The 19,221-nt window shown below is 71.1% G+C and carries 24 protein-coding genes; 10 read left to right on the forward strand and 14 right to left on the reverse strand.

What is annotated here, in order from left to right:
• Positions 1 to 6: 6 nt before the first annotated feature.
• Both AB0J40_RS22325 and AB0J40_RS22330 read left to right on the forward strand, forming a co-directional pair.
• The gene (locus AB0J40_RS22325) at positions 7 to 471 is read left to right on the forward strand and encodes a ribonuclease domain-containing protein (RefSeq protein ID WP_364456018.1); all 465 of its coding nucleotides are present in this window, start codon (positions 7 to 9) and stop codon (positions 469 to 471) included.
• Entirely contained in the window at positions 468 to 836 is a 369-nt protein-coding gene (locus AB0J40_RS22330) for a barstar family protein (protein ID WP_364456020.1), read from the forward strand. Before AB0J40_RS22325 ends, AB0J40_RS22330 begins: the two co-directional genes overlap by 4 nt.
• Here AB0J40_RS22330 and AB0J40_RS22335 read toward each other — a convergent pair.
• On the reverse strand, positions 811 to 1,788 hold the full coding sequence (locus tag AB0J40_RS22335; protein WP_364456022.1) for an Lrp/AsnC family transcriptional regulator: 978 nt from the start codon (positions 1,786 to 1,788) through the stop codon (positions 811 to 813). The genes AB0J40_RS22330 and AB0J40_RS22335 overlap by 26 nt on opposite strands.
• Positions 1,789 to 1,889: 101 nt before the next feature.
• On the opposite strand from AB0J40_RS22335, the gene AB0J40_RS22340 reads away from it, so the two are divergent.
• Positions 1,890 to 3,167 carry an MFS transporter gene (locus AB0J40_RS22340; RefSeq protein WP_364456024.1) on the forward strand — a complete coding sequence of 426 codons (1,278 nt, stop codon included), beginning with the start codon at positions 1,890 to 1,892 and terminating at the stop codon, positions 3,165 to 3,167.
• Here AB0J40_RS22340 and AB0J40_RS22345 read toward each other — a convergent pair.
• From AB0J40_RS22345 to AB0J40_RS22390, 10 genes are all read right to left on the reverse strand, one after another.
• Complete coding sequence (locus AB0J40_RS22345; protein WP_364456026.1) at positions 3,164 to 3,931, reverse strand: enoyl-CoA hydratase family protein; 768 nt, start codon at positions 3,929 to 3,931, stop codon at positions 3,164 to 3,166. The two genes, AB0J40_RS22340 and AB0J40_RS22345, sit on opposite strands and share 4 nt — an antisense overlap.
• A gap of 84 nt (positions 3,932 to 4,015) precedes the next feature.
• Positions 4,016 to 4,645 (reverse strand): cyclase, encoded by a 630-nt coding sequence (locus AB0J40_RS22350; RefSeq protein WP_364456028.1) that lies wholly within the window; start codon positions 4,643 to 4,645, stop codon positions 4,016 to 4,018.
• Between the two features lie 167 nt (positions 4,646 to 4,812).
• Positions 4,813 to 5,550 (reverse strand): sirohydrochlorin chelatase, encoded by a 738-nt coding sequence (locus tag AB0J40_RS22355; protein WP_364456030.1) that lies wholly within the window; start codon positions 5,548 to 5,550, stop codon positions 4,813 to 4,815.
• Complete coding sequence (locus AB0J40_RS22360; RefSeq protein WP_364456032.1) at positions 5,547 to 6,809, reverse strand: GTP-binding protein; 1,263 nt, start codon at positions 6,807 to 6,809, stop codon at positions 5,547 to 5,549. The genes AB0J40_RS22355 and AB0J40_RS22360 overlap by 4 nt, the downstream gene beginning before the upstream one ends.
• Positions 6,809 to 7,729 (reverse strand): sulfate adenylyltransferase subunit CysD, encoded by a 921-nt coding sequence (gene cysD, locus AB0J40_RS22365; protein ID WP_364456034.1) that lies wholly within the window; start codon positions 7,727 to 7,729, stop codon positions 6,809 to 6,811. The genes AB0J40_RS22360 and cysD overlap by 1 nt, the downstream gene beginning before the upstream one ends.
• Positions 7,730 to 7,740: 11 nt before the next feature.
• Positions 7,741 to 8,436: a phosphoadenylyl-sulfate reductase gene (locus tag AB0J40_RS22370; RefSeq protein WP_364456036.1), complete on the reverse strand. Its 696-nt coding sequence runs from the start codon at positions 8,434 to 8,436 to the stop codon at positions 7,741 to 7,743.
• The gene (locus AB0J40_RS22375; protein WP_103348823.1) at positions 8,433 to 8,582 is read right to left on the reverse strand and encodes an Insertion element protein; all 150 of its coding nucleotides are present in this window, start codon (positions 8,580 to 8,582) and stop codon (positions 8,433 to 8,435) included. Before AB0J40_RS22375 ends, AB0J40_RS22370 begins: the two co-directional genes overlap by 4 nt.
• Positions 8,583 to 8,616: 34 nt before the next feature.
• The gene (locus tag AB0J40_RS22380) at positions 8,617 to 10,305 is read right to left on the reverse strand and encodes a nitrite/sulfite reductase (RefSeq protein WP_364456037.1); all 1,689 of its coding nucleotides are present in this window, start codon (positions 10,303 to 10,305) and stop codon (positions 8,617 to 8,619) included.
• A gap of 107 nt (positions 10,306 to 10,412) precedes the next feature.
• Positions 10,413 to 10,523, reverse strand: a complete 111-nt coding sequence (locus AB0J40_RS22385; protein ID WP_352252756.1) for a putative leader peptide — start codon at positions 10,521 to 10,523, stop codon at positions 10,413 to 10,415.
• A 37-nt stretch (positions 10,524 to 10,560) separates the two neighbouring features.
• Positions 10,561 to 11,136, reverse strand: coding sequence for a TetR family transcriptional regulator (locus AB0J40_RS22390; protein WP_364456039.1), 576 nt, complete (start codon positions 11,134 to 11,136; stop codon positions 10,561 to 10,563).
• Positions 11,137 to 11,214: 78 nt separating this feature from the next.
• On the opposite strand from AB0J40_RS22390, the gene AB0J40_RS22395 reads away from it, so the two are divergent.
• Genes AB0J40_RS22395 through AB0J40_RS22405 form a run of 3 tightly spaced genes read left to right on the forward strand, consistent with a single transcriptional unit; the run spans position 11,215 to position 13,826 of the window.
• The gene (locus AB0J40_RS22395) at positions 11,215 to 11,631 is read left to right on the forward strand and encodes a VOC family protein (RefSeq protein WP_364456041.1); all 417 of its coding nucleotides are present in this window, start codon (positions 11,215 to 11,217) and stop codon (positions 11,629 to 11,631) included.
• Positions 11,632 to 11,645: 14 nt separating this feature from the next.
• Complete coding sequence (gene hemW, locus AB0J40_RS22400) at positions 11,646 to 12,845, forward strand: radical SAM family heme chaperone HemW (protein WP_364456043.1); 1,200 nt, start codon at positions 11,646 to 11,648, stop codon at positions 12,843 to 12,845.
• Between the two features lie 60 nt (positions 12,846 to 12,905).
• A complete protein-coding gene (locus AB0J40_RS22405) occupies positions 12,906 to 13,826 on the forward strand; it encodes an NADP-dependent oxidoreductase (RefSeq protein ID WP_364456045.1) in 921 nt (306 codons plus the stop codon).
• Here AB0J40_RS22405 and AB0J40_RS22410 read toward each other — a convergent pair.
• A complete protein-coding gene (locus AB0J40_RS22410) occupies positions 13,823 to 14,527 on the reverse strand; it encodes a TetR/AcrR family transcriptional regulator (protein WP_364456047.1) in 705 nt (234 codons plus the stop codon). The two genes, AB0J40_RS22405 and AB0J40_RS22410, sit on opposite strands and share 4 nt — an antisense overlap.
• Before the next feature lie 81 nt (positions 14,528 to 14,608).
• Between AB0J40_RS22410 and AB0J40_RS22415 the strand changes: the two genes are divergently transcribed.
• The 4 genes from AB0J40_RS22415 to AB0J40_RS22430 all read left to right on the forward strand — a co-directional run bounded on the left by AB0J40_RS22415 (position 14,609) and on the right by AB0J40_RS22430 (position 17,461).
• Positions 14,609 to 15,019: an SgcJ/EcaC family oxidoreductase gene (locus AB0J40_RS22415; RefSeq protein ID WP_364456048.1), complete on the forward strand. Its 411-nt coding sequence runs from the start codon at positions 14,609 to 14,611 to the stop codon at positions 15,017 to 15,019.
• Positions 15,016 to 15,351: a hypothetical protein gene (locus tag AB0J40_RS22420; protein ID WP_364456050.1), complete on the forward strand. Its 336-nt coding sequence runs from the start codon at positions 15,016 to 15,018 to the stop codon at positions 15,349 to 15,351. Before AB0J40_RS22415 ends, AB0J40_RS22420 begins: the two co-directional genes overlap by 4 nt.
• Before the next feature lie 64 nt (positions 15,352 to 15,415).
• The gene (locus AB0J40_RS22425; protein ID WP_364456052.1) at positions 15,416 to 16,228 is read left to right on the forward strand and encodes a siderophore-interacting protein; all 813 of its coding nucleotides are present in this window, start codon (positions 15,416 to 15,418) and stop codon (positions 16,226 to 16,228) included.
• Between the two features lie 9 nt (positions 16,229 to 16,237).
• Positions 16,238 to 17,461 (forward strand): serine hydrolase domain-containing protein, encoded by a 1,224-nt coding sequence (locus AB0J40_RS22430; protein WP_364456054.1) that lies wholly within the window; start codon positions 16,238 to 16,240, stop codon positions 17,459 to 17,461.
• On the opposite strand, the gene AB0J40_RS22435 is transcribed toward AB0J40_RS22430, so the two are convergent.
• Both AB0J40_RS22435 and AB0J40_RS22440 read right to left on the reverse strand, forming a co-directional pair.
• Positions 17,440 to 18,579 carry a type I restriction endonuclease gene (locus AB0J40_RS22435; protein WP_364456056.1) on the reverse strand — a complete coding sequence of 380 codons (1,140 nt, stop codon included), beginning with the start codon at positions 18,577 to 18,579 and terminating at the stop codon, positions 17,440 to 17,442. The two genes, AB0J40_RS22430 and AB0J40_RS22435, sit on opposite strands and share 22 nt — an antisense overlap.
• A 62-nt stretch (positions 18,580 to 18,641) precedes the next feature.
• Positions 18,642 to 19,220 carry a GNAT family N-acetyltransferase gene (locus tag AB0J40_RS22440; protein ID WP_364456058.1) on the reverse strand — a complete coding sequence of 193 codons (579 nt, stop codon included), beginning with the start codon at positions 19,218 to 19,220 and terminating at the stop codon, positions 18,642 to 18,644.
• Position 19,221: the final 1 nt, after the last annotated feature.

Raw genomic sequence — 19,221 nt, forward strand, 5'->3', positions numbered from 1 at the left:
CGCACCATGTTCAACCGAAGGCGGATCACCGCCGCGCTGATCGGGCTCCTCGTGCTGGTGCTGGGGGGCTGGCTGGTCAAGGACGTCGTCAGCGACGGCTCCCCGGCGTCCCCGGGCACCTCGTCCAGTCCGTCGGCGAGCGCGCCGGCCAAGGGCGGCGCGGCCGTGCCGGGTGCCGACTCCGGGCTGCCGGTCAAGGGGCTCTCGACGCTGCCGCCGCAGGCTGCCGACACGTGGAAGCTGATCGAAAAGGGCGGGCCGTACCCCTACCCGCGCAACGACGACGTCGTGTTCGAAAACCGCGAGAAGCGGTTGCCCGCCAAGAAGTCCGGCTACTACCACGAGTACACCGTGAAGACCCCGGGCAGCGCCGACCGCGGCGCGCGGCGGCTGATCACGGGGCAGGCGCACGAGCTGTACTACACCGGCGACCACTACGCGTCGTTCGTCGTCGTGGACCCGGCCCGATGAGCGCCTCGGAGCAGGCGAAGGCCGCCGCGGAAGCAGCCTTCGCCAGGGGCGCGTACCCGCACCTGGTGAACTCGCGGGCGACCGTCGACAAGGCGAGCACGCTGACGGCGTTCGCCGATGCACTGTCCTTTCCGGACTACTTCGGCCACAACCTCGACGCGCTCTACGACTGCCTGACCGACCTGTCCTGGCTGCCGCCGGGGGAGCACGTGCTGATCTGGCCGGGCTCGGAAGCGTTGCGCAAGGCCGAACCCAAGACGTACCTGGCGATCCGCAGCGTGCTTTCGGACGCGCAGCGCGCGCTCGGGCCGAGCGGTCCCGGCGGCGGTTCGTGGCGGCTCACGGTCGTCCTGCCGGACGCCTGAGCGGCGTCCCGGCCCGCTTGACCGTACGGATCACCGGCGCGCTTTCGAGCGTCCGCACGCCGCGGATCCCGGCGACGCGGTCGGTGAGGTAGCGGTAGAAATCGCGAGCGTCGCGGCAGTTCACCATCGCCGTGAGGTTCGTGCTGCCGGTCGTCGCGACGGCGAACGACGTCTCCGGGTGACTCGCCAGCGTCGCACCCGCCTCGGCCAGGTGCGCGGGTGACACCGTCAGCCACAGCCGCGTCTCGGAGTGGAAGCCGAGCCCGGCAGGCGAGAGGTCGAGGTGGTAGGTCAGCGTGCCGTGGCGACGCAGCACGTCCATCCGGCGTCGCACGGTGGAGTCGGACCACCCGGTCGCCTTCGCCAGCGCCGTGTAGCTCGCCCGGCCGTCGAGGGCCAGCGCGTCGAGGAGCGGCTGGTCGGCCGGTTCCGGCGGGAGGCCGGCGCCGTCGGGCTTCGGCGGCCGCAGCCGGTCGATCTGCTCGGGCGACAGGCAATGCAGCCCGCTCCACCCGTCCGGGAGCGCGAACGTGTGCAGCAGTTCGTGCGCCGAAACAGCGGTGACGCGGCTCGCGCGCGGCAGCTTGTGCAGCAGGAGGTCGTCCCGCCCGGCCGAGCCGGGTGCGTGCACGGTGCAGGAGATCTCGGTGCCGCCGGAGAGCAGGTGCACCCACGAGACGTCGGCGCGGTCGGCCAGCGCGTCCGCGACGGCGGCCCCCGCGTCCGGGGTCGTGCGCAGGCGCAGGGTCCAGCTCGTGTAGCCGGCTTCGCCGCCGTTGACCGCGCCCGTGACGCGCAGGACGCCGGCGGTCCGCAGCCGCTGGTAGCGCCGGGCGACGGTGTTCTCGGAGACGCCGAGCACCTGTCCCAGCGTTCGCATCGGCGCTCGGCCGTCGAGCTGAAGGGCGTGGACCAGGCCCCGGTCGACGTCGTCGAGCGTGACGGTTTCCATGTCTCGACGGTAGCGCATGACGGTATCCGGCGGATTTGTCGACTTGTCTGGTGGTGATCGGCACCGCGACCGCACCCTCGGAGCACACGAAGGGAGTTTCGATGCGCAAGTGGTGGCCGTTGGCCGCGGTCTGTGCCGGGTCGTTCCTGTTCCTGCTGGACACCACCGTCGTGACGGTGGCGCTGCCCCGGATCGGCGCCGACCTGTCGGCGTCGGTGGGGCAGCTGCAGTGGGTGCCGGACGTCTACACGCTCGTCTTGGCGGTGCTGATGCTCGCCGTGGGTTCGCTGGCGGATCGCTGGGGGCTGCGGCGGGTGTTCCTCGCCGGGCTGGCCGTGTTCGGCCTGGCGTCCCTGGCCTGCGGGTTCGCGGGGGACATCGGGACGCTGATCGCGGCGCGCGGGGTGCAGGCGGTCGGTGGCGCGGCGGTGGCGGTGACGGGGTTCGCATTGCTCGCTGCCTGTTACGAAGGGCGTGCGCGGGGGACCGCGATCAGCGTGTTCTTCGCGGTGAACGGCCTCGGCGCCGCGGTGGGTCCCGTGGTGGGTGGTGTGCTGACCGAGTACTTCGGGTGGGCCGCGATCTTCTTCGTCAACGTGCCGGTGGCCTTGCTCACCGGTGTGTTCGCCGCTTTCGCGCTCGGGGGTGACAGCCCGGTTCGGCGTGGCCGGTTCGACGTCGCGGGCGCGGTGTGGTTCGCGGTGTTCGCCGCGAGCCTGGTGCACGGGCTGACCCTGGGCGGCTCGGGGCCGGTGCTGGCGGTCTCGGTGGTGGCCTTCGCCGCGTTCGTCGTGGTGGAACGGCGCCGGGCGGAACCGTTGCTGGAGCTGGGGTTGTTCCGGGACGGCGGGTTCACGGTGCTGATCGCGTGCGCGGCGGCGTCGACGTTGACCTTCGCGGCGCTGGTGTACGTGTCGTTGTGGCTGGCTCTTTCGCTGTCGCCGGTCGCGGCCGGGCTCGCGATGGCGCCGCTGGCCGTGGCGTCGTTCTCGACTTCGACGTTCCTGGGCAAGGTGCTGCACCGGTTCCCGCCGCGGGTCCTGCTGGGAACCGGGGTGCTGCTGGGTGCGTTCGGCTGCGTGGTGCTGCTGGTCGCCGGGATTCCGATCGGCCTGGCGGTGACCGGGGTGGGGGTGGGGATCGCGGGCCCGTCGACGGGCGCGGCGATCGCGGCCGCGGCACCGCCGGGACGGGCCGGGATGGCCGCGGGGATCCTCACGACGACCCGCCAGTTCGGCCAGACGCTGGGGGTCGCGGTGCTCGGAATCGCTTACCAGGCCGGGGGTTTGACCCCGGTGTACGTGGTCGCCGCGGCGTGCGGCGGGGTGACGGGCCTGCTCGCGCTCCTCCCGCGCAAGCAGGCCGTCGTCGCCGGTTAGTCCTGTGGGACCCAGTTCGGCTTGCGCTTCTGGGCGAAGGCCAGGATGCCCTCCTGGCCTTCCTCGCTGGCGAAGAACTTGGCCGACAGCCCCAGCATCTCCTCGAAGCCGTCCGACGGGGTGGCCGGGCGGGGACGGCTCAGCAGCGCCTTCGTCTCGGCCAGCGCCTTCGGGCCGCCCGCCGCCAGCGCCTTGACGAACCGCGTGACTTCGGCGTCCAAGTCGGACGTCGCCGAGTTCAGCAGGCCGATCTCGACCGCGCGGCGGGCGTCGAAGGTGTCGCCGGTGAGGAACAGCTCGTGCGCCGCGCGGGGGTTCAGCCGCGGCAGGACGGTCAACGAAATCACCGCCGGGACCACGCCGATGCGGACTTCCGAGAAGGCGAACGTCGCTTCCGGCACCGCCACCGCGATGTCGCACGCCGCCACCATGCCGATGCCGCCCGCCCGCGCGGGGCCGGCCAGGCGCGCGACGACCGGCTTCGGGCTCGTCCACAGCTGCTCGAGGATCTTCGGGAACTCGTTCACGCCCTGGTCGCCCGCGCCGGCGCCGCGGGCCTCCTTGAGGTCCATCCCGGCGCAGAACACCGGACCCGTGTGGGTCAGCACGATCACGCGCACGGCGTCGTCGCTCGCCGCCTTCGCCAGCGAGTCCGAGAGCTCGCGGCGAAGCCGGGCCGAGAGCGCGTTGCGGTTGTGCGGGGAGTCCAGGGTGATCGTGGCGGTGCCGCCCACCACGTCGTAGTGCACCAGTTCGTCAGCCATGACCGACACCCTTGCACACTCCCGGCACCGCGCCGGTGTTACGCGGGCCACCCCGCGGGTTCCCACCCGCGGGGTGGCGCGCGGTCAGCCGATGGTCGTAGTGGTGAAGACCGGGCTGGGGTTGGGGAAGCAGGCCGTCGGCGCGGTGACGTCGCCGATGATGCTGCTCGCCACCGCCTTGAACGTCAGGCCCGGGTCGCTGTAGCTGGTGCCGGACAGCTTCGTCTCGATCGTGCCCGCCTGGCCCGCGGTCAGGTGCGCCGTGATGGTCGGCAGCTCGAAGGTGGCGCCGCCGGCGATCGGGCCGGGGAAGCTCAGGGTCGCGACGCCGTTCGCGACGGCGATGGTGGGCGCGGTGCTGCCGAGCCCGGAGCCGCCGGCCAGGTCCGCGCCGACGTACGTGGAGTTCGCCGGGATCGGGAACTTCAGTGCGAAGGTGTTGATGTTCTTGACCTTGTTCCCGCTCACGTCGCTCGGGACGGTGTTCGGCGCGGGATCGATGACGACGTCGAACGCCCCGCCGGGCGCGACCGTGGCGGGCGCGGTGACGTCGGCGTCCTGGTTGAGCGACACCTTCTGCGGTCCGACGATCGGGGCGTCGGCCTGGCAGTCGAAGGTGACGGTGGTGGCCGCCTGCGCCGGAGCGGCGAGGGCGAGGGGAAGGGCGACGGCCGCGGCCAGAGCGCCCAGCCGGGAAAGATGAAGAGCTTTCATTTGTAACCACCTACCTGCGGTTTTGCGAGGGGAGGGAGAAAGCTGCGCAGCGTTTAGATAGTTACCGGCAAGTTAAGTAGGACGTCAAGGATTTACCGTTCCCATGTGCGCAGGGTGACGGTAAATGTGAATAAGTCTCGCCTTTTGGCGGTGGTGCTCTGCCTGAGCTACGCGTACTGGCGGAGCAGCCCGCTCATCGCCGTGGCGTACCGGCTGATCACGACGTCGGCGACGCGCGGGTCGTCGGCCAGCGGCTCCGCGATGAACGCGCGCGGGTCCGCTTCGAGCGCCAGTCGCGCGATCCGGTCCGGTAGCAGCCCCGGCGCGAGGAACCACGACGCCACGACCAGGTGCCGTGCCCCGCGCGAGCGCAACCGGGCTGCGGCCGCGGGGATATCCGGCTGGGTGGCGGACGCGAACGCCTCGCTCACCGGGACACCCAGCCGCTCTTCCCAGCGCGCCGCCAGCGAAGCGACCACCGCGTTCGCCGAAGCGTTGGACGAACCGACCGCGCTCAGCAGCACGCCCGTTCCCCGTCGGCGCGGCGCGGCGGCCAGGCGGTCCAGGGCCACCCGCTCCAGCGCCGGGTCCGCGCCCAGGACGTCCGACACCTCGACGCGGAAGCCCGGGCACTCGGCGACCACCTGGCCGATCAGCGCCGGCAGGTCGACCCGGGCGTGGAACGCGCTGCCCAGCAGCAACGGCACCACGACCGCCGTCCGGTGCCCCGAGGCGTACAACCCCCGCAGCACGTCCGTGACCAGCGGTGCCGACAGGTCCAAAAAGGACTCGTGGACCGGCAGGCCCGGCGCCTGCGCGCGCACGACGTCGACGAGCGCCCGCACGGTCGAAGCCGAGCGGGGATCGCGACTGCCGTGCGCGACGGCGACCAGGGGTGGCGTCACGAGAAACGCTCACCCACCAGGCCCGCGGCGAGGGTGTCGCCGTCCTTCGGGTCGATCACCAGGAACGCGCCGGTACGCGGGCTGACGCCGTAGTCGTCCACGCCCAGCTCTTCGGCCAGCCGCAGGGAAACGCGGCCGATGTCGTTGAGCTCCAACGAGGCCGGGGAGTCCACACTGGACAGCGTCTGCTCGTCGAAGCGCGCGTGCAGCTCGCCGACCAGCGCCTGTACCGTGCGGGTGCCGTGCTTGACCAGCACGCGCGCGCCTTCCTTCAACGGCTTCGACGACAGCCAGCACAGCGTGCCGGTGATCTCGTCGGTGACCCGCGGCGGCGCGTCCGCCGCGGCGATCAGGTCGCCGCGCGAGATGTCGATGTCGTCGGTCAGCAGCAGCGTCACCGACGTCCCGGCGCCGGCCTCGTCGAGGGGACCGTCGGCGGTGTCGATGCGCTCGACGCGGCTGCGGATGCCCTGCGGCAGCACGACGACCTCGTCGCCCGGCCGCACGGTGCCCGCGGCGATCTGCCCCGCGTAGCCGCGGTAGTCGAGGTACTCCGGCGTGCGCGGGCGGATGACGTACTGCACCGGGAACCGCAGTGCCGAGTCGTGCGGGTCGGGCGCGACCGGCACCTCTTCCAGGTGCTCCAGCAGGCTCGGGCCGGTGTACCACGGCGTCCGCTCGGAGCGCGTCGCGACGTTGTCGCCCTCCAGCGCCGACACCGGGATCGCGAGCACCGAACCGCGCGCATAGCCCAGGGACAGCGCGTGGGCGGCGAACTCTTCGGCGATCACGGTGAAGGTCGCCTCGTCGTAGTCGACCAGGTCGATCTTGTTCACTGCCAGCACCAGCTGCGGCACGCCCAGCAGGGCCAGCACGGCCGCGTGCCGCCGGGTCTGCTCGATGACGCCCTTGCGCGCGTCGACCAGCAGCACGGCCAGCTGCGCGGTGGACGCGCCGGTCACCGTGTTGCGCGTGTACTGCACGTGCCCCGGCGTGTCGGCCAGCACGAACGACCGCTTCGGCGTGGCGAAGTACCGGTACGCGACGTCGATGGTGATGCCCTGCTCGCGCTCCGAGCGCAAGCCGTCCACGAGCAGCGAAAGGTCCGGAGTGGACAGTCCCTTGTCGACGGACGCGCGCGTGACGGCGTCGAGCTGGTCGGCGAGCACCGACTTCGTGTCGTACAGCAGCCGGCCGACCAAGGTGGACTTGCCGTCGTCGACGCTGCCGGCCGTGGCCAGCCGGAGAAGCGAGCTCATCAGAAGTACCCCTCACGCTTGCGGTCTTCCATGGCCGCCTCGGACATCCGGTCGTCGGCGCGGGTGGCGCCGCGTTCGGTCAGCCGCGACGCCGACACCTCGGCGATGACGTCTTCCACGGTGGTCGCGGTGGATTCGATCGCGCCGGTGCACGAGCCGTCGCCGACGGTCCGGTAGCGGACGGTCAGCTCGCGGACCTCTTCACCCGGCCGCGGGCCGCCCCACGGGCCTTCGGCCAGCAGCATCCCGTCGCGCAGGTAGACCTCGCGCCGGTGGGCGTAGTAGATCGACGGCAGCTCGACCTTCTCGCGGGCGATGTAGTTCCAGACGTCGGCCTCGGTCCAGTTGGACAGCGGGAAGACGCGGACCTGCTCGCCCGGGCGGTGCCGTCCGTTGTAGAGGTTCCACAGCTCGGGCCGCTGCCGGCGCGGCTCCCACTGGCCGAAGGCGTTGCGGAGGCTGAAGATCCGCTCCTTCGCCCGGGCCCGCTCCTCGTCGCGGCGGCCGCCGCCGAACACCGCGTCGAACTTGTGCTCCGCGATCGTGTCGAGCAGCGGTGTGGTCTGCAGCGGGTTGCGCATCCCGTCGGCGCGCTCCTCCAGGCGCCCGTCGTCGATCCAGTCCTGGACCTTCGCAACGACCAGGCGCAGCCCGTGGCGCTCCACGACGCGGTCGCGGAACTCGATGACCTCGTCGAAGTTGTGCCCGGTGTCCACGTGCAGCAGCGGGAACGGCACCGGCGCCGGCCAGAACGCCTTGATCGCCAGGTGCAGCAGCAGCGTCGAGTCCTTGCCGCCGGAGAACAGGATCACCGGCCGGTCGAACTCGCCCGCCACCTCCCGGAAGATGTGGATCGCTTCGGATTCCAGTGCGGCGAGATTGTCCTGTGCCGCATCAGTTGCGGGCTCCAAGGTCGTCATGCGTCCCTTCCTCAGCCGTGCAGTCCGCACTCGGTCTTCGCCTGGCCCGCCCACCGGCCGCTGCGCGGGTCGGCGCCCGGCTCCACGCGGGCCGTGCAGGGCGCGCAGCCGATCGACAGGTAGCCGATCGACACCAGCGGGTTCTCGAGAATCCCGTGCTCGCGGATGTAGCCGTTGAACTCGTCGTCGGTCCACGCCGCGATCGGGTTGACCTTGACGAGCCCGTTGCGGTCGTCCCACGTGACGATCGGGGTGTTCGCGCGGGTCGGCGCGTCGACGCGGCGGACGCCGGTCACCCACGCCGAGTAGTTCGCCAGGGTCTTGCGCAGCGGTACGACCTTGCGCAGGTTGCAGCACAGCGTGGCGTCGCGGTCGTGCAGCTTCGCGCCGTACTCCGCGTCCTGCTCGGCGACGCTCTGCTCGGCCTGCGCGTTGACGATCTTCACGTCCGGATAGACCGTCTGGACGGCGTCGCGCGTGCCGATCGTCTCCGGGAAGTGGTAGCCGGTCTCCAGGAAGAGAACGTCCACATCGGACTTCACCTTGGTGGCGAGGTCGATCAGGACGGCGTCCTGCATGTTGGACGCGACGATGAAGTCGTCGCCGAACGTCTCGACGGTCCAGCGGATCGCCTCGTCGGCGGTGGCGTCGGCGAGTTCGCGAGAAGCGCGCTCGGCGAGGGTCTTGTAGTCGGCAGTGGCGGTCATCGGGACACCTCCGGAAGGGACAGTCCGAGGAACTTGACCGAGAAAACCCGGCGACAGGCCGAACACAGCCAGCCGCCGTTCTCTTCCGGCCGCAGATCCTCGTCGCCGCAATAGGGGCAGTAGAACGGCGTCGCGCGCTCTGTCATCGGCGCCTCCGCGGGAGGGAGTACGTCGGCGCTGTCACTGGAGAGCACTTTCGTCGGCGCGGGCGGCCCACTGCGCGAACCGCTCGCCGTCCTCGCGGCCGGCGACGTAGTTGCGCACGACCCGCTCGACGTACCCGGTCAGCTCACCCGACGTCACCTTGTGGCCACGCAGCTTCCGGCCGAACCCGGCGTCGAGGCCGAGCCCGCCGCCGAGGTGCACCTGGAAGCCCTCGACCTGGTTGCCGTCGGCGTCGGTGACGATCTGGCCCTTGAGGCCGATGTCGGCGGTCTGGATCCGCGCGCAGGAGTTGGGGCAGCCGTTGAGGTGCACGGTGACCGGGGTGTCCAGGCCGTCCTGGATGTCGGCGAGGGACTTCTCCAGGTCCGCGACGAGCTGCTGCGCGCGGGCCTTCGTCTCGACGATGGCGAGCTTGCAGAACTCCAGCCCGGTGCAGGCCATCACACCGCGCCGCCACGGCGACGGCTTCGTCTCCAGCCCGATCTCGGCCAGCTCCGCGGCGAGCGCGTCGACCTGCGCCTCGGGGACGTCGAGCACGACGACCTTCTGCTGCGGGGTGAGCCGCACGCGGGTCGAGCCCGCGCGCTCGGCGGCCTTGGCGACGGCGACGAGCGTGCCGCCGGACGAGCGGCCCGCGACCGGGGCGGCGCCGACGTAGAACTTGCCGTCGACCTGCTTGTGCACGCCGACGTGGTCGATCGGGACGGCGGGGTCGACCGGCGGCGGGCCGTCGATCAGCTCGCGCTTGAGGTACTCGTCCTGCAGCACCTGCCGGAACTTCTCCGCACCCCAGTCCTTGACCAGGAACTTGATCCGCGCCCGGGAGCGCAGCCGGCGGTAGCCGTAGTCGCGGAAGATCGAGATGACGCCTTCCCAGACGTCCGGCACCTCGTCCAGCGGCACCCAGGCGCCCAGGCGCTGCCCGAGCATCGGGTTGGTGGACAGGCCGCCGCCGACCCAGACGTCGAAGCCGGGCCCGTGCTCCGGGTGGTCGACGCCGACGAACGCGACGTCGTGGATCTCGTGCGCCACGTCGGGCTGGCCCGAGACGGCGGTCTTGAACTTGCGCGGCAGGTTGGCGAACTCCGGCTTGCCGATGTACCGGCGCTTGATCTCCTCGATCGCCGGGGTGCCGTCGATCACCTCGTCGGCGGCGATGCCCGCGACCGGCGAGCCGAGGATGACGCGCGGGCTGTCGCCGCACGCCTCCATCGTCGTCATGCCCGCGTTCTCCAGCTTGGCCCAGATCGTCGGCACGTCCTCGATCCGGATCCAGTGGTACTGGATGTTCTGCCGGTCGGTGATGTCGGCCGTGTCGCGCGCGTACTGCTGGGAGATCTCCCCGAGCACGGTGAGCTGGCCGGTGGTCAGCGCGCCGCCGTCGAGCCGGACCCGCAGCATGAAGTAGCGGTCGTCGAGCTCTTCGGGCTCCAGCGTCGCGGTGCGGCCGCCGTCGATCCCCGGCTTGCGCTGGGTGTAGAGGCCGAACCAGCGGAACCGGCCGCGCAGGTCGCCCGGGTCGATCGCGTCGAACCCGCGGTGGGCGTAGATGTTCTCGATCCGCGCCCGCACGTTCAGCGGGTGGTCGTCCTTCTTGGACCGCTCGTTGGGGTTCAGCGGCTCCCGGTATCCGAGCGCCCACTGCCCTTCGCCGCGCTTCTGCTTGACGCGCGCGGGGCGGGCGGGGGTCTGGGGCGTGGCCATGGCGGCGTCCTCCGAGAGGCTTTTCGTGGCAGCGGAGGACACCGGCTCGCGGGTGGCCTCCGGCGCCGGCTGTCCGAGTTTCGTGGCAGGTGGTGGCGGTCGGGGAGTCAGCGAACGGGTACGCAGAGGGCGCTGGCGACCCGCAGGAGATCGACGTGGCGGCGGGCCACGAGGAGAACACCGGCATGAGTCACGGCGTCAGCGTGCCACGCGTCCACAATGTGGTCCAGGCCCGCCCGAATGGTGGGAGAAGGGTCACTCGCCTGGGAGAATGCGGTCGACCAGCAGGCGTACGACCTGCGCGTCCGAGTACCCGGAGAACGCTTCGGGCAATGTCAACCGCTCAACGGTCAGGCCCGTCAGGGCCAAGTAGAGCAGCAGGACTTCGTCGCGTCCGCCCGGCAGGCCGGCGGCTTCGTGGAAGCCCACGCTGAGGTCGAAGCTCTCCTTCACGGTCGCGGTCAGCGCCGCCGCCAGCTCGGGCCGCCGGTTCGCCTCCAGCCGCAGTTCGAGCAGGGCGAGGTAGGAACTGCGGCGGGTGGTCAGCCGGGTCATCAGGTCGCCGAGCAGCGCGGCGACCCGCCCGGTCGACGGCTCTTCGGCCCGCGGGTCGGCCATGACCTCCGCCGGTGCGGACAGCCGGACGTGCACGCGGTCGCCGGCCTCGGCCAGCAGCTGGTCACGGCTGCGGAAGTAGTTCGACGTCGTGCCCGGCGGCACGCCGGCCTCGGTGTCCACCGCCCGGTAGGTGAGCCCTCTCGCGCCGTCGCGGGCCAATACCTCGATGGCCGCGTCGGTCAGGGCTGTCCGCCGTTCGGTGTTCTGCCGCACGGAAATCCTCCTTGCCCGATTCAAACCACTACGGTTAGAGTACTACAAGTACAGTGGTTTGAACGAGAGGAACCGGTGATGCAGGTCAAGGGTTTCGGGGCGGGGTACCTGGTCGACGACGTCGTCGCGACCACCCGCTTCTACGCGGACGTGATCGGGTTGGCGGTCACCGTCGAGCTGGACTGGTTCGCCAGCGTCAACGCCGGCGCGCCCGGCTACGAGATCAGCTTCGTCCAGCGCGGCCACGAGTCGGTGCCCGCGGGCTACCGGGCCGCGGAAACGGCCGGGGTGATGTTCGGGCTCGTCGTCGAAGACGCCGCGGCGGAGGCGAAGCGGCTGGAAGAAGCGGGTGTGGAACTGGTCACGCCGGTCGTCGACGAGGTCTACGGGCAGCGGCACTTCTACGTCGCCGATCCGAACGGCGTGCTGGTGGACGTCATCGAGATGATCCCGAGCGACCCGGAGTGGGCGGCGGCGAACACCCCGGCTTCGTAGGGGACAATCGGGGAATGCCCGAATCCCCGACCGACCTCACGCTGCCCGAGAACGCCCTGAAGGGCGTCGGCAGCCGGCCGTTCGGGGTCTACGTGCACGTCCCGTTCTGCGCGACGCGCTGCGGCTACTGCGACTTCAACACCTACACCGCGGGCGAGCTCGATTCCGGTTCGTCGCCGCAGTCCTGGCTCGACGGGCTGCGGCGCGAGCTGGAGCTCGCCGCGCGGGTGCTGGTCGCGCCGCCCGCCGCCGAAACGGTGTTCGTCGGCGGCGGCACGCCGTCGCTGCTCGGCGCCGACGGTCTCGCGTCGGTGCTCGACGCCGTCCGCGACGTCTTCGGGCTCGCGCCGGGTGCCGAAGTGACGACCGAGTCCAACCCCGAGTCGACGTCGCCGGAGTTCTTCGCCGGCATCCGCGAAGCCGGCTACACGCGCGTCTCGCTCGGCATGCAGTCGGCCGCGCCGCACGTGCTCAAGATCCTCGACCGCGTGCACACCCCGGGCCGGCCGGGCCAGGCCGCCGCCGAGGCCCGCGCGGCCGGGTTCGAGCACGTCAACCTCGACGTGATCTACGGCACGCCCGGCGAGCGCCCCGACGACCTCCTCGCCACGCTCGACGCCGTGCTCGCGGCGGGCGTCGACCACGTGTCGGCGTACGCGCTGATCGTAGAAGAGGGCACCGCGCTGGCCCGCCGCGTTCGCCGCGGCGAGCTGCCCGCCCCGGACGACGACGTGCTGGCCGCGGACTACGAGATGATCGACGCGACGCTGTCGGCGGCCGGGTTGCGCTGGTACGAGGTGTCGAACTGGGCGGCGTCCGACGCCGCCCGCTGCCGCCACAACCTCGGCTACTGGCGCGGCGACGACTGGTGGGGCGCCGGCCCGGGCGCGCACAGCCACGTCGGCGGGGTGCGCTGGTGGAACGTCAAGCACCCGGCGCGCTACGCGGCGCTGCTGGCCGCCGGCGACTCGCCCGCGGGCGGCCTCGAGGTGCTCACCGACGACGACCAGCACCTCGAGCGGATCATGCTCGAACTGCGCGTCGCGGAGGGGCTTCCGCTGGACGTGCTCGACGAGCCCGGGCTCGCCGAAGCGCGGGCGGCCGCGGCCGAGGGGCTGCTCGATCCGTCCGCTTTGGACTCCCGGGGCCGCGCGGTCCTGACCGACCGCGGCCGGCTGCTGGCCGACGGCGTCGTCCGGCGTCTTGCCGGCTGACGGGAATGAATACCGGCCGCCCGGTCGTTGCTTGTATCGAGCAACGACTTAGGAGGCCCCATGGCGCGCGCGATCAGGTTCGACGAGTACGGCGACGTGGAGGTCCTCCGGGTCGAGGACGTGCCGCGGCCGGCACCGGGACCGGGGCAGGTGCTCGTCGAGGTCCGCGCGGCCGGGATCAACCCGGGCGAGGGCTACATCCGCCGGGGGCTCCTGCACGAGCGCTGGCCGGCGACGTTCCCGTCCGGGCAGGGCAGCGACTTCGCGGGCGTCGTCGCGGAACTCGGCGACGGCGTCGAGGAGATCGCCGTCGGCGACGAGGTGATCGGCTTCGTGCACACGCGGTCGAGCCACGCGGACTACGTCGTGGCGGAGGCTTCGGACCTCACGCCGAAGCCGGACAGCGTGTCGTGGGAGGTCGCCGGCGCGCTGTTCGTCGCGGGTACCACCGCCTACGCGGCGACGGCCGCGGTGTGCCCGCGCGAGGGCGAAACGGTCGTCGTCTCGGGCGCGGCCGGCGGCGTCGGCTCGCTGGCCGTCCAGCTGGCGCTGCTCGCCGGCGCCAAGGTGGTCGGCCTGGCCGGTCCCGCGAACCACGACTGGCTGCGCGAGCTGGGTGCCATCCCGGTGGCCTACGGCGACGGCGTGCTCGAGCGGATCGGGGAAGCCGCGCCCGACGGCGTGCACGCGTTCGTCGACACGTACGGCTCCGGCTACGTCGAGCTGGCACTGCACCTGGGAATCCACCCGGGACGGATCGACACGATCATCGACTACGAAGCGGCCGCGAAGTACAACGTGAAGACCGACGGCAACATGGCGGGTGCGTCGGCCGAGGTGCTGCGCGAGCTGAGCCTGCTGGCGGGCAAGGGACTGCTGGAGGTCCCGATCGCGCGCGTCTACCCGTTGGACGAGGTGCGCGAGGCCTACCGCGAGCTGGAGCAGCGCCACACCCGCGGCAAGATCGTCCTGCGGCCCTAGTTCTTCGCCGCCAGCACTTTCAAGCCGGCGAGGTAGGCGTCGAGCGCGAACTCCAGGCGTTCGGCGGCCGTCTCGGCGGACAAGAACTCGCCGATCCGCAACATATTCGGGAACGCGTCGGCGGGCAGTGAGCGCATGTACGCGACCATCTGCTCGCCGCGTTTCGCGGTCTCGGCCTCGTCGATGTCTCCCCAGGTCCAGCTGCTCGCTTCGTACGCGTATGCCTTGGCGTAGAGCGCCAGGGCGTCGCCGGCGAAGGTCGCCTGCTTGAGCGTCAGGCCGCCCGCGCGCAGCAGGGCCAGCATCGCCTCGCCCTGCCGCAGCGAACTCGGCGTGACCGGCACCGCGATGTCCCACGCCACCCGGGCGATCCCGGGGTGCGCGACCATCACCCGGATCTGGCCGCGGACGAGTTCCTTGACCTGCTCGTCCCAGCGCGCCGGGTCCGGGTCGGGGATCGGCGCTTCGGCGAGCACGGCGTCGAGCATCAGCTCCGCCAGTTCGTCCTTGTTGGCCACGTGCGCGTAGAGCGACGCCGGTCCCGTCTCCAGCTCCTGGGCGACCCGTCGCATGGTGACCGCGTCGAGGCCCTCCTTGGCCAGGACTTCCAGCGCCGTCCGCACGACGAGCTCCTGGGAGAGCGCGGGTTTCGCGGCGCGGCGGCGGGGCGGGCTGCGCCACGGGGGCGGGGGAACGGTCACGCGAACACTGTACTTGACGCGAACAGCGTTCGTATGTAGAACGGTGTTCGTAGAACGAACGACGTTCGTAAAGGGGATGCCATGACCACCGCGGAAACCGAAGTCCGGGCCGTGCTCGGCCGCCTCACCGAAGCCTGGAACGCCGGCGACGCGACCGCGTACGGCCGGCTCTTCACCGAAGACGCCGACTACGTGACGTTCTTCGGCCTCAACTTCCCCGGCCGCGAGGCGATCGAGAGCTCGCACCGCGCGCTGTTCGAGGGGCCGCTGAAGGGCTCGAAGCTGACCGGGCGGCTCGGCGAGGCGGCGAAGGTGCGGTTCGTCCGGCCCGACGTCGCCGTGGTCGTCGTCGGCGGTGGCTCGTCCCTGACCGGCGCGGACACCACCGACGAGGGGCGCGAGTCGACCGTGAGCTTCGTGCTCGTCGAGGAGGACGGCGAATGGCTGATCACGGCCTTCCAGAACACGCGCGTCTCGGATCCGCGCGGGTGAAAACGCTGGCGGAGGCCGCGGGGGTGGTAGCGCGCCCGCCGTCGGAGGTGTTCGAGGCGGTTTTGAAACGGGTGACCGGGGGCGGCTACCCGATGCGGACCGAGGTCGACCGCGAGCGCGGGTTCCTCGCGGTCCAGGGCGGCTGGTGGTACCGCGGCGAATACCGCGTGACGCCCGCTCCCGGCGGCGCGCGCGTCGAGCACCGGGTGGTCAACGCGGCGAGGTGGGGGCGCTGGGGCGTCCCGCCGGCCAACCGCTTCTTCCTGGGGTTCCGCACGCGGACGTCTGTCGCTTTTGCCCGGATGCTCGAAGATCTGGCCACATCCGAGTAGGCAAGCGGCGGCTCCGGCGCGTACGGTTGCTTAGGTAACCCTTAGTTCTCGCGAGGAGTTGTCGATGGCTGAAGCACCCCGGCGGTCCGGGCGTCCCGCGGTGCGGCTGCGCGTGCTGCGCACCGAGCGGCTCACCCCGCACATGATCCGGATCGTCGCGGGCGGCGAGGGCATCGCCGACTTCTCGCCCAACGCGTTCACCGACGCCTACGTCAAGGTGCTGTTCAAGGTGCCCGGCGTCGAGTACCCCGAGCCGTTCGACGTCCAGGAGTGCCGGGCGACGCTGCCGCGCGAGCACTGGCCGCGGATGCGGTCGTACACGGTCCGGGCGTTCGACCCGCAGGCCGGCGAGCTGGTCCTCGACTTCGTCCACCACGGTGACGAGGGCATCGCCGGCCCGTGGGCGGCGTCGGCCCAGGCCGGGGACGAACTGCTGCTCTCCGGCCCCGGTGGCGGGTACGCGCCGGGCGACGAGGCCGACTGGCACCTGCTGGCCGGCGACGAAAGCGCGTTGCCGGCCATCGCGGCGTCCCTGGAGGCGCTCCCGGCGGGCGTCCCGGCGCACGCCGTGATCCTGGTCGAGGACGCCGGCGAAGAGCAGCCGCTGGTCACGAAGGCGGACGCGCAGATCACGTGGCTGCACCGGTCCGCGGGCGGGGACGTCGCCGCGGCGGTGCGCTCGCTGCCGTGGCGCGACGGCGTCGTCCAGGCGTTCGTGCACGGCGAGGCGGGGTTCGTCCGCGACCTGCGGCGCTACCTGCTCGACGAGCGCCGGGTGCAGCGCGAGCTGCTGTCGATTTCGGGGTACTGGCGCGAGGGCAAGAACGACGAAGCCTGGCGTGAGGAGAAGGCGGCCGAGCGGGCCCGCGAGAAGTAACCTCGCCGCATGGCGAACCTCAAGGTGGACGTCGACCCGGCCGAAGCCGGGTTCGACGCGGCCCGGCTGTCCCGCATCGACAAGCACTTCGACCGGTACGTCGAGAACGGCCGGTTGCCGGGCTGGCTCGCGGTGGTGAGCAGGCACGGCCGGATCGTGCACGTCGGCAGCGGCGGGTACAGCGACGTCGAAGCGGGCACCCCGGTGGAGACCGACACACTGTGGCGGATCTTCTCGATGACGAAGCCGATCACGTCGGTCGCGGCGATGATGCTCGCCGAAGAGGGCCTGCTGGAACTGGACGACCCGATCTCGCGGTGGCTGCCGGAGTTCGCGTCGCCGCGGGTGTACGTCAAGGGGTCGGCGCTGGCGCCCCTGACCGAGCCGGCCCGCGAGCCGATCCGCGTGTGGCACCTGCTGACGCACACGGCGGGCCTGACGTACGGCTTCCACCACGGTCATCCCGTGGACGCGATCTACCGCTCGGCGGGGTTCGAGTGGGGGACGCCGCCGGGGCTGGACCTGGCGGCGTGCTGTGCGGAGTGGGCGTCGTTGCCGCTGGTGTTCCAGCCGGGAGCGGAGTGGAACTACTCGGTGGCGACGGACGTCCTGGGCCGGCTCGTCGAGGTGGTTTCCGGGCTTGCGCTGGACGAGTTCTTCGCGTCGCGGATCTTCACGCCGTTGGGCATGACGGACACGGGGTTCGTGGCTTCGTCTCCTTCTCGGTTGGCGGCGTTGTACGTGCCGTCGGCGAACGGTCTGGCGCGGAACGACGCGTTCGGCCGGCTGGGGACATCCCGCCCGGACTGCCTGTCCGGAGGCGGCGGCCTGGTGTCGTCGGCGGCGGACTATTGGCGGTTCACGGAGATGCTGCTGCGCGGAGGAGCCTTGGACGACGTCCGGCTGCTGTCCCCGCGAACGGTGTCGCTGATGGCTTCGAACCACTTGCCGGGCCACGTGGACCTGGAAGAGTACGGGCGCCCGTTGTTCGCGGAGATGCCGTTCGACGGACATGGGTTCGGGCTGGGGTTTTCGGTGCTGGAGGACCCGGTGAAGGCCCGAACGCTGTCATCGGCGGGAGAGTTCGCCGGGGGCGGGGCGGCTTCGACGGCGTTCTGGGTGGATCCCGACGAGGATTTGACGGTGGGGTTTTATACGCAGCTGTTGCCGTCGAGCACTTATCGGCTGCGTTCCCAGTTGCGGCAGCTGGTTTACCAGGCGCTGGTGGACTGAGCGGGTTCCGGTGGCCGCACGGTGGTGAGGTACCTCGCCACCGTGCGTCGCAGGTGGTCCGCGTGCTGGTAGATGTCTTCCACCGTGGTGATCGGCAGCCGGGTTTCGACCTTGTTCTCGTCGAACACGCCGAGGTACTTCTTCGAGCGGTTGAACCACAGCCGGGCGATCGGCTTGCGGTTGTTGTCGTCCAGGAGGACGCCGAAGTAGGTCTGCGTGTCCCTCGCGGCGATCCGGGCGGCGGGCACCTCCGCGCAGACGATCGCGCGGACGATCCGGAAGCCCTCGAGTTCCTCCTCGGTCGTGACCACGCGCTCGGCGTCGTCCGCCTCGACGGCCGGCTGGGGCTGCGGCTGCTCGGGTTGCGTGGTGCTGCCGCCCGACACGCTGACGTAGGAGTCGGGGCCGCCGAGTGCGTTCTTCAGCCGGTCGTTGACCTGCTCGTTCAGGAACTGCCCCGCCGCCTTGGCCACCAGCGGGCCGAACTGCTCGCGGACCTTCTGCGTGAACGCTCCTTCGTACACCCGGGTCGTGAGGAACTTGACCCATTCGTCTTCGGGTTCCTTGAACTGGGCGGCGAGGATGCGCTTCAGCTGCCCGATGTACTTCAGCTCACCGGCGGCGCTGATGACCGAGTCGAGGTCGAACGACTCCTTCGTCAGCTTGGCCAGTTCGGGCAGCAGGGTGTCGTCGATGTCGGCGAAGTCCAGGACGAGGAACGGCTTGGCGTCCATCCGGTTCGGCGCGTCGAGGTCGGTGTAGAACTCGTACACCTGACCGTTCGTCAGCACGGCGATCCGGGCGTTCGTGACGGCGAAGTAGCGGAAGAGCTGGGAAGCGTGCTCGAGCCGGAGCGGATCGTTGATCTTCTTGGCTTCGACGAGCACCTGCACCTGGCCGTCGTGCACGATGGCGTAGTCGATCTTCTCGCCCCGCTTCGTGCCGACGTCGGCGGTGAACTCGGGGATCACCTCGGCCGGGTTGAACACGTCGTAGCCGAGGACCGTGCTGATGAACGGCATGACGAAGGCGTTCTTGGTCGCCTCTTCGGTCTCGATGGCGTCCTTGTGCTTGCGGATCTTCAGTGCGAGGGCTTGCGCGCGCTCGGCGATGTCCATGCCGGTGCCGTTCTGTGCGGGAACGAGGTGCGCGGCCTGGATCGGTGAGCTCGGCCGGTCTGTTACGGATTCGGCCTGAAAAAGGAAAAACTCCGCTCCGCCAGCACGGCCTCGGGAGGTGCCTCGGGATGGTCCCGAAGCCGGACCTCCGCCTCGGCGACCCCTTCCGCGATGACCTTGCGCCCGCGGGCGTAGTCCAGTAGTTCCGCCACCGGCCGGTTGTCCGCCGAATACACCGCCGTGAAACGGTCGAACCCGCGCTCCAGCGCCGCCAACCCCAGCATGTGCAGCAATGCCGATGCCAGCCCCACCCGGCGCCATGCCGGTGCCACCGCTATCGCCACCTCCGCCATCCGGCGGCCCGTCGCCTCGTAGCGGGCGATCGCCACTCCCGGGCCCTCCATGCTCCGGGCCACCAACGCGAACCGGCGCTCGTAGTCCAGCACCGTCAAGCGCTCCAGCAAGCGGGGCGTCATCCGCGGAGCCGAGCCGCAGAAGCGGCGCCGCAGGGTTTCCGGGTCTGCCGTGCGGATCGCTTCGCCCAGCTCCGGAGCGTCCTGTGGGGTGAGCGGGCGGACTCGCACCCGGCGGCCGTCGCGGAGGAGGAGTGTGCGGTCGAATCCCTGCGGGGGTCTCGTCACC

This window comes from Amycolatopsis sp. NPDC049691, assembly GCF_040675005.1.
Classification (GTDB): domain Bacteria; phylum Actinomycetota; class Actinomycetes; order Mycobacteriales; family Pseudonocardiaceae; genus Amycolatopsis.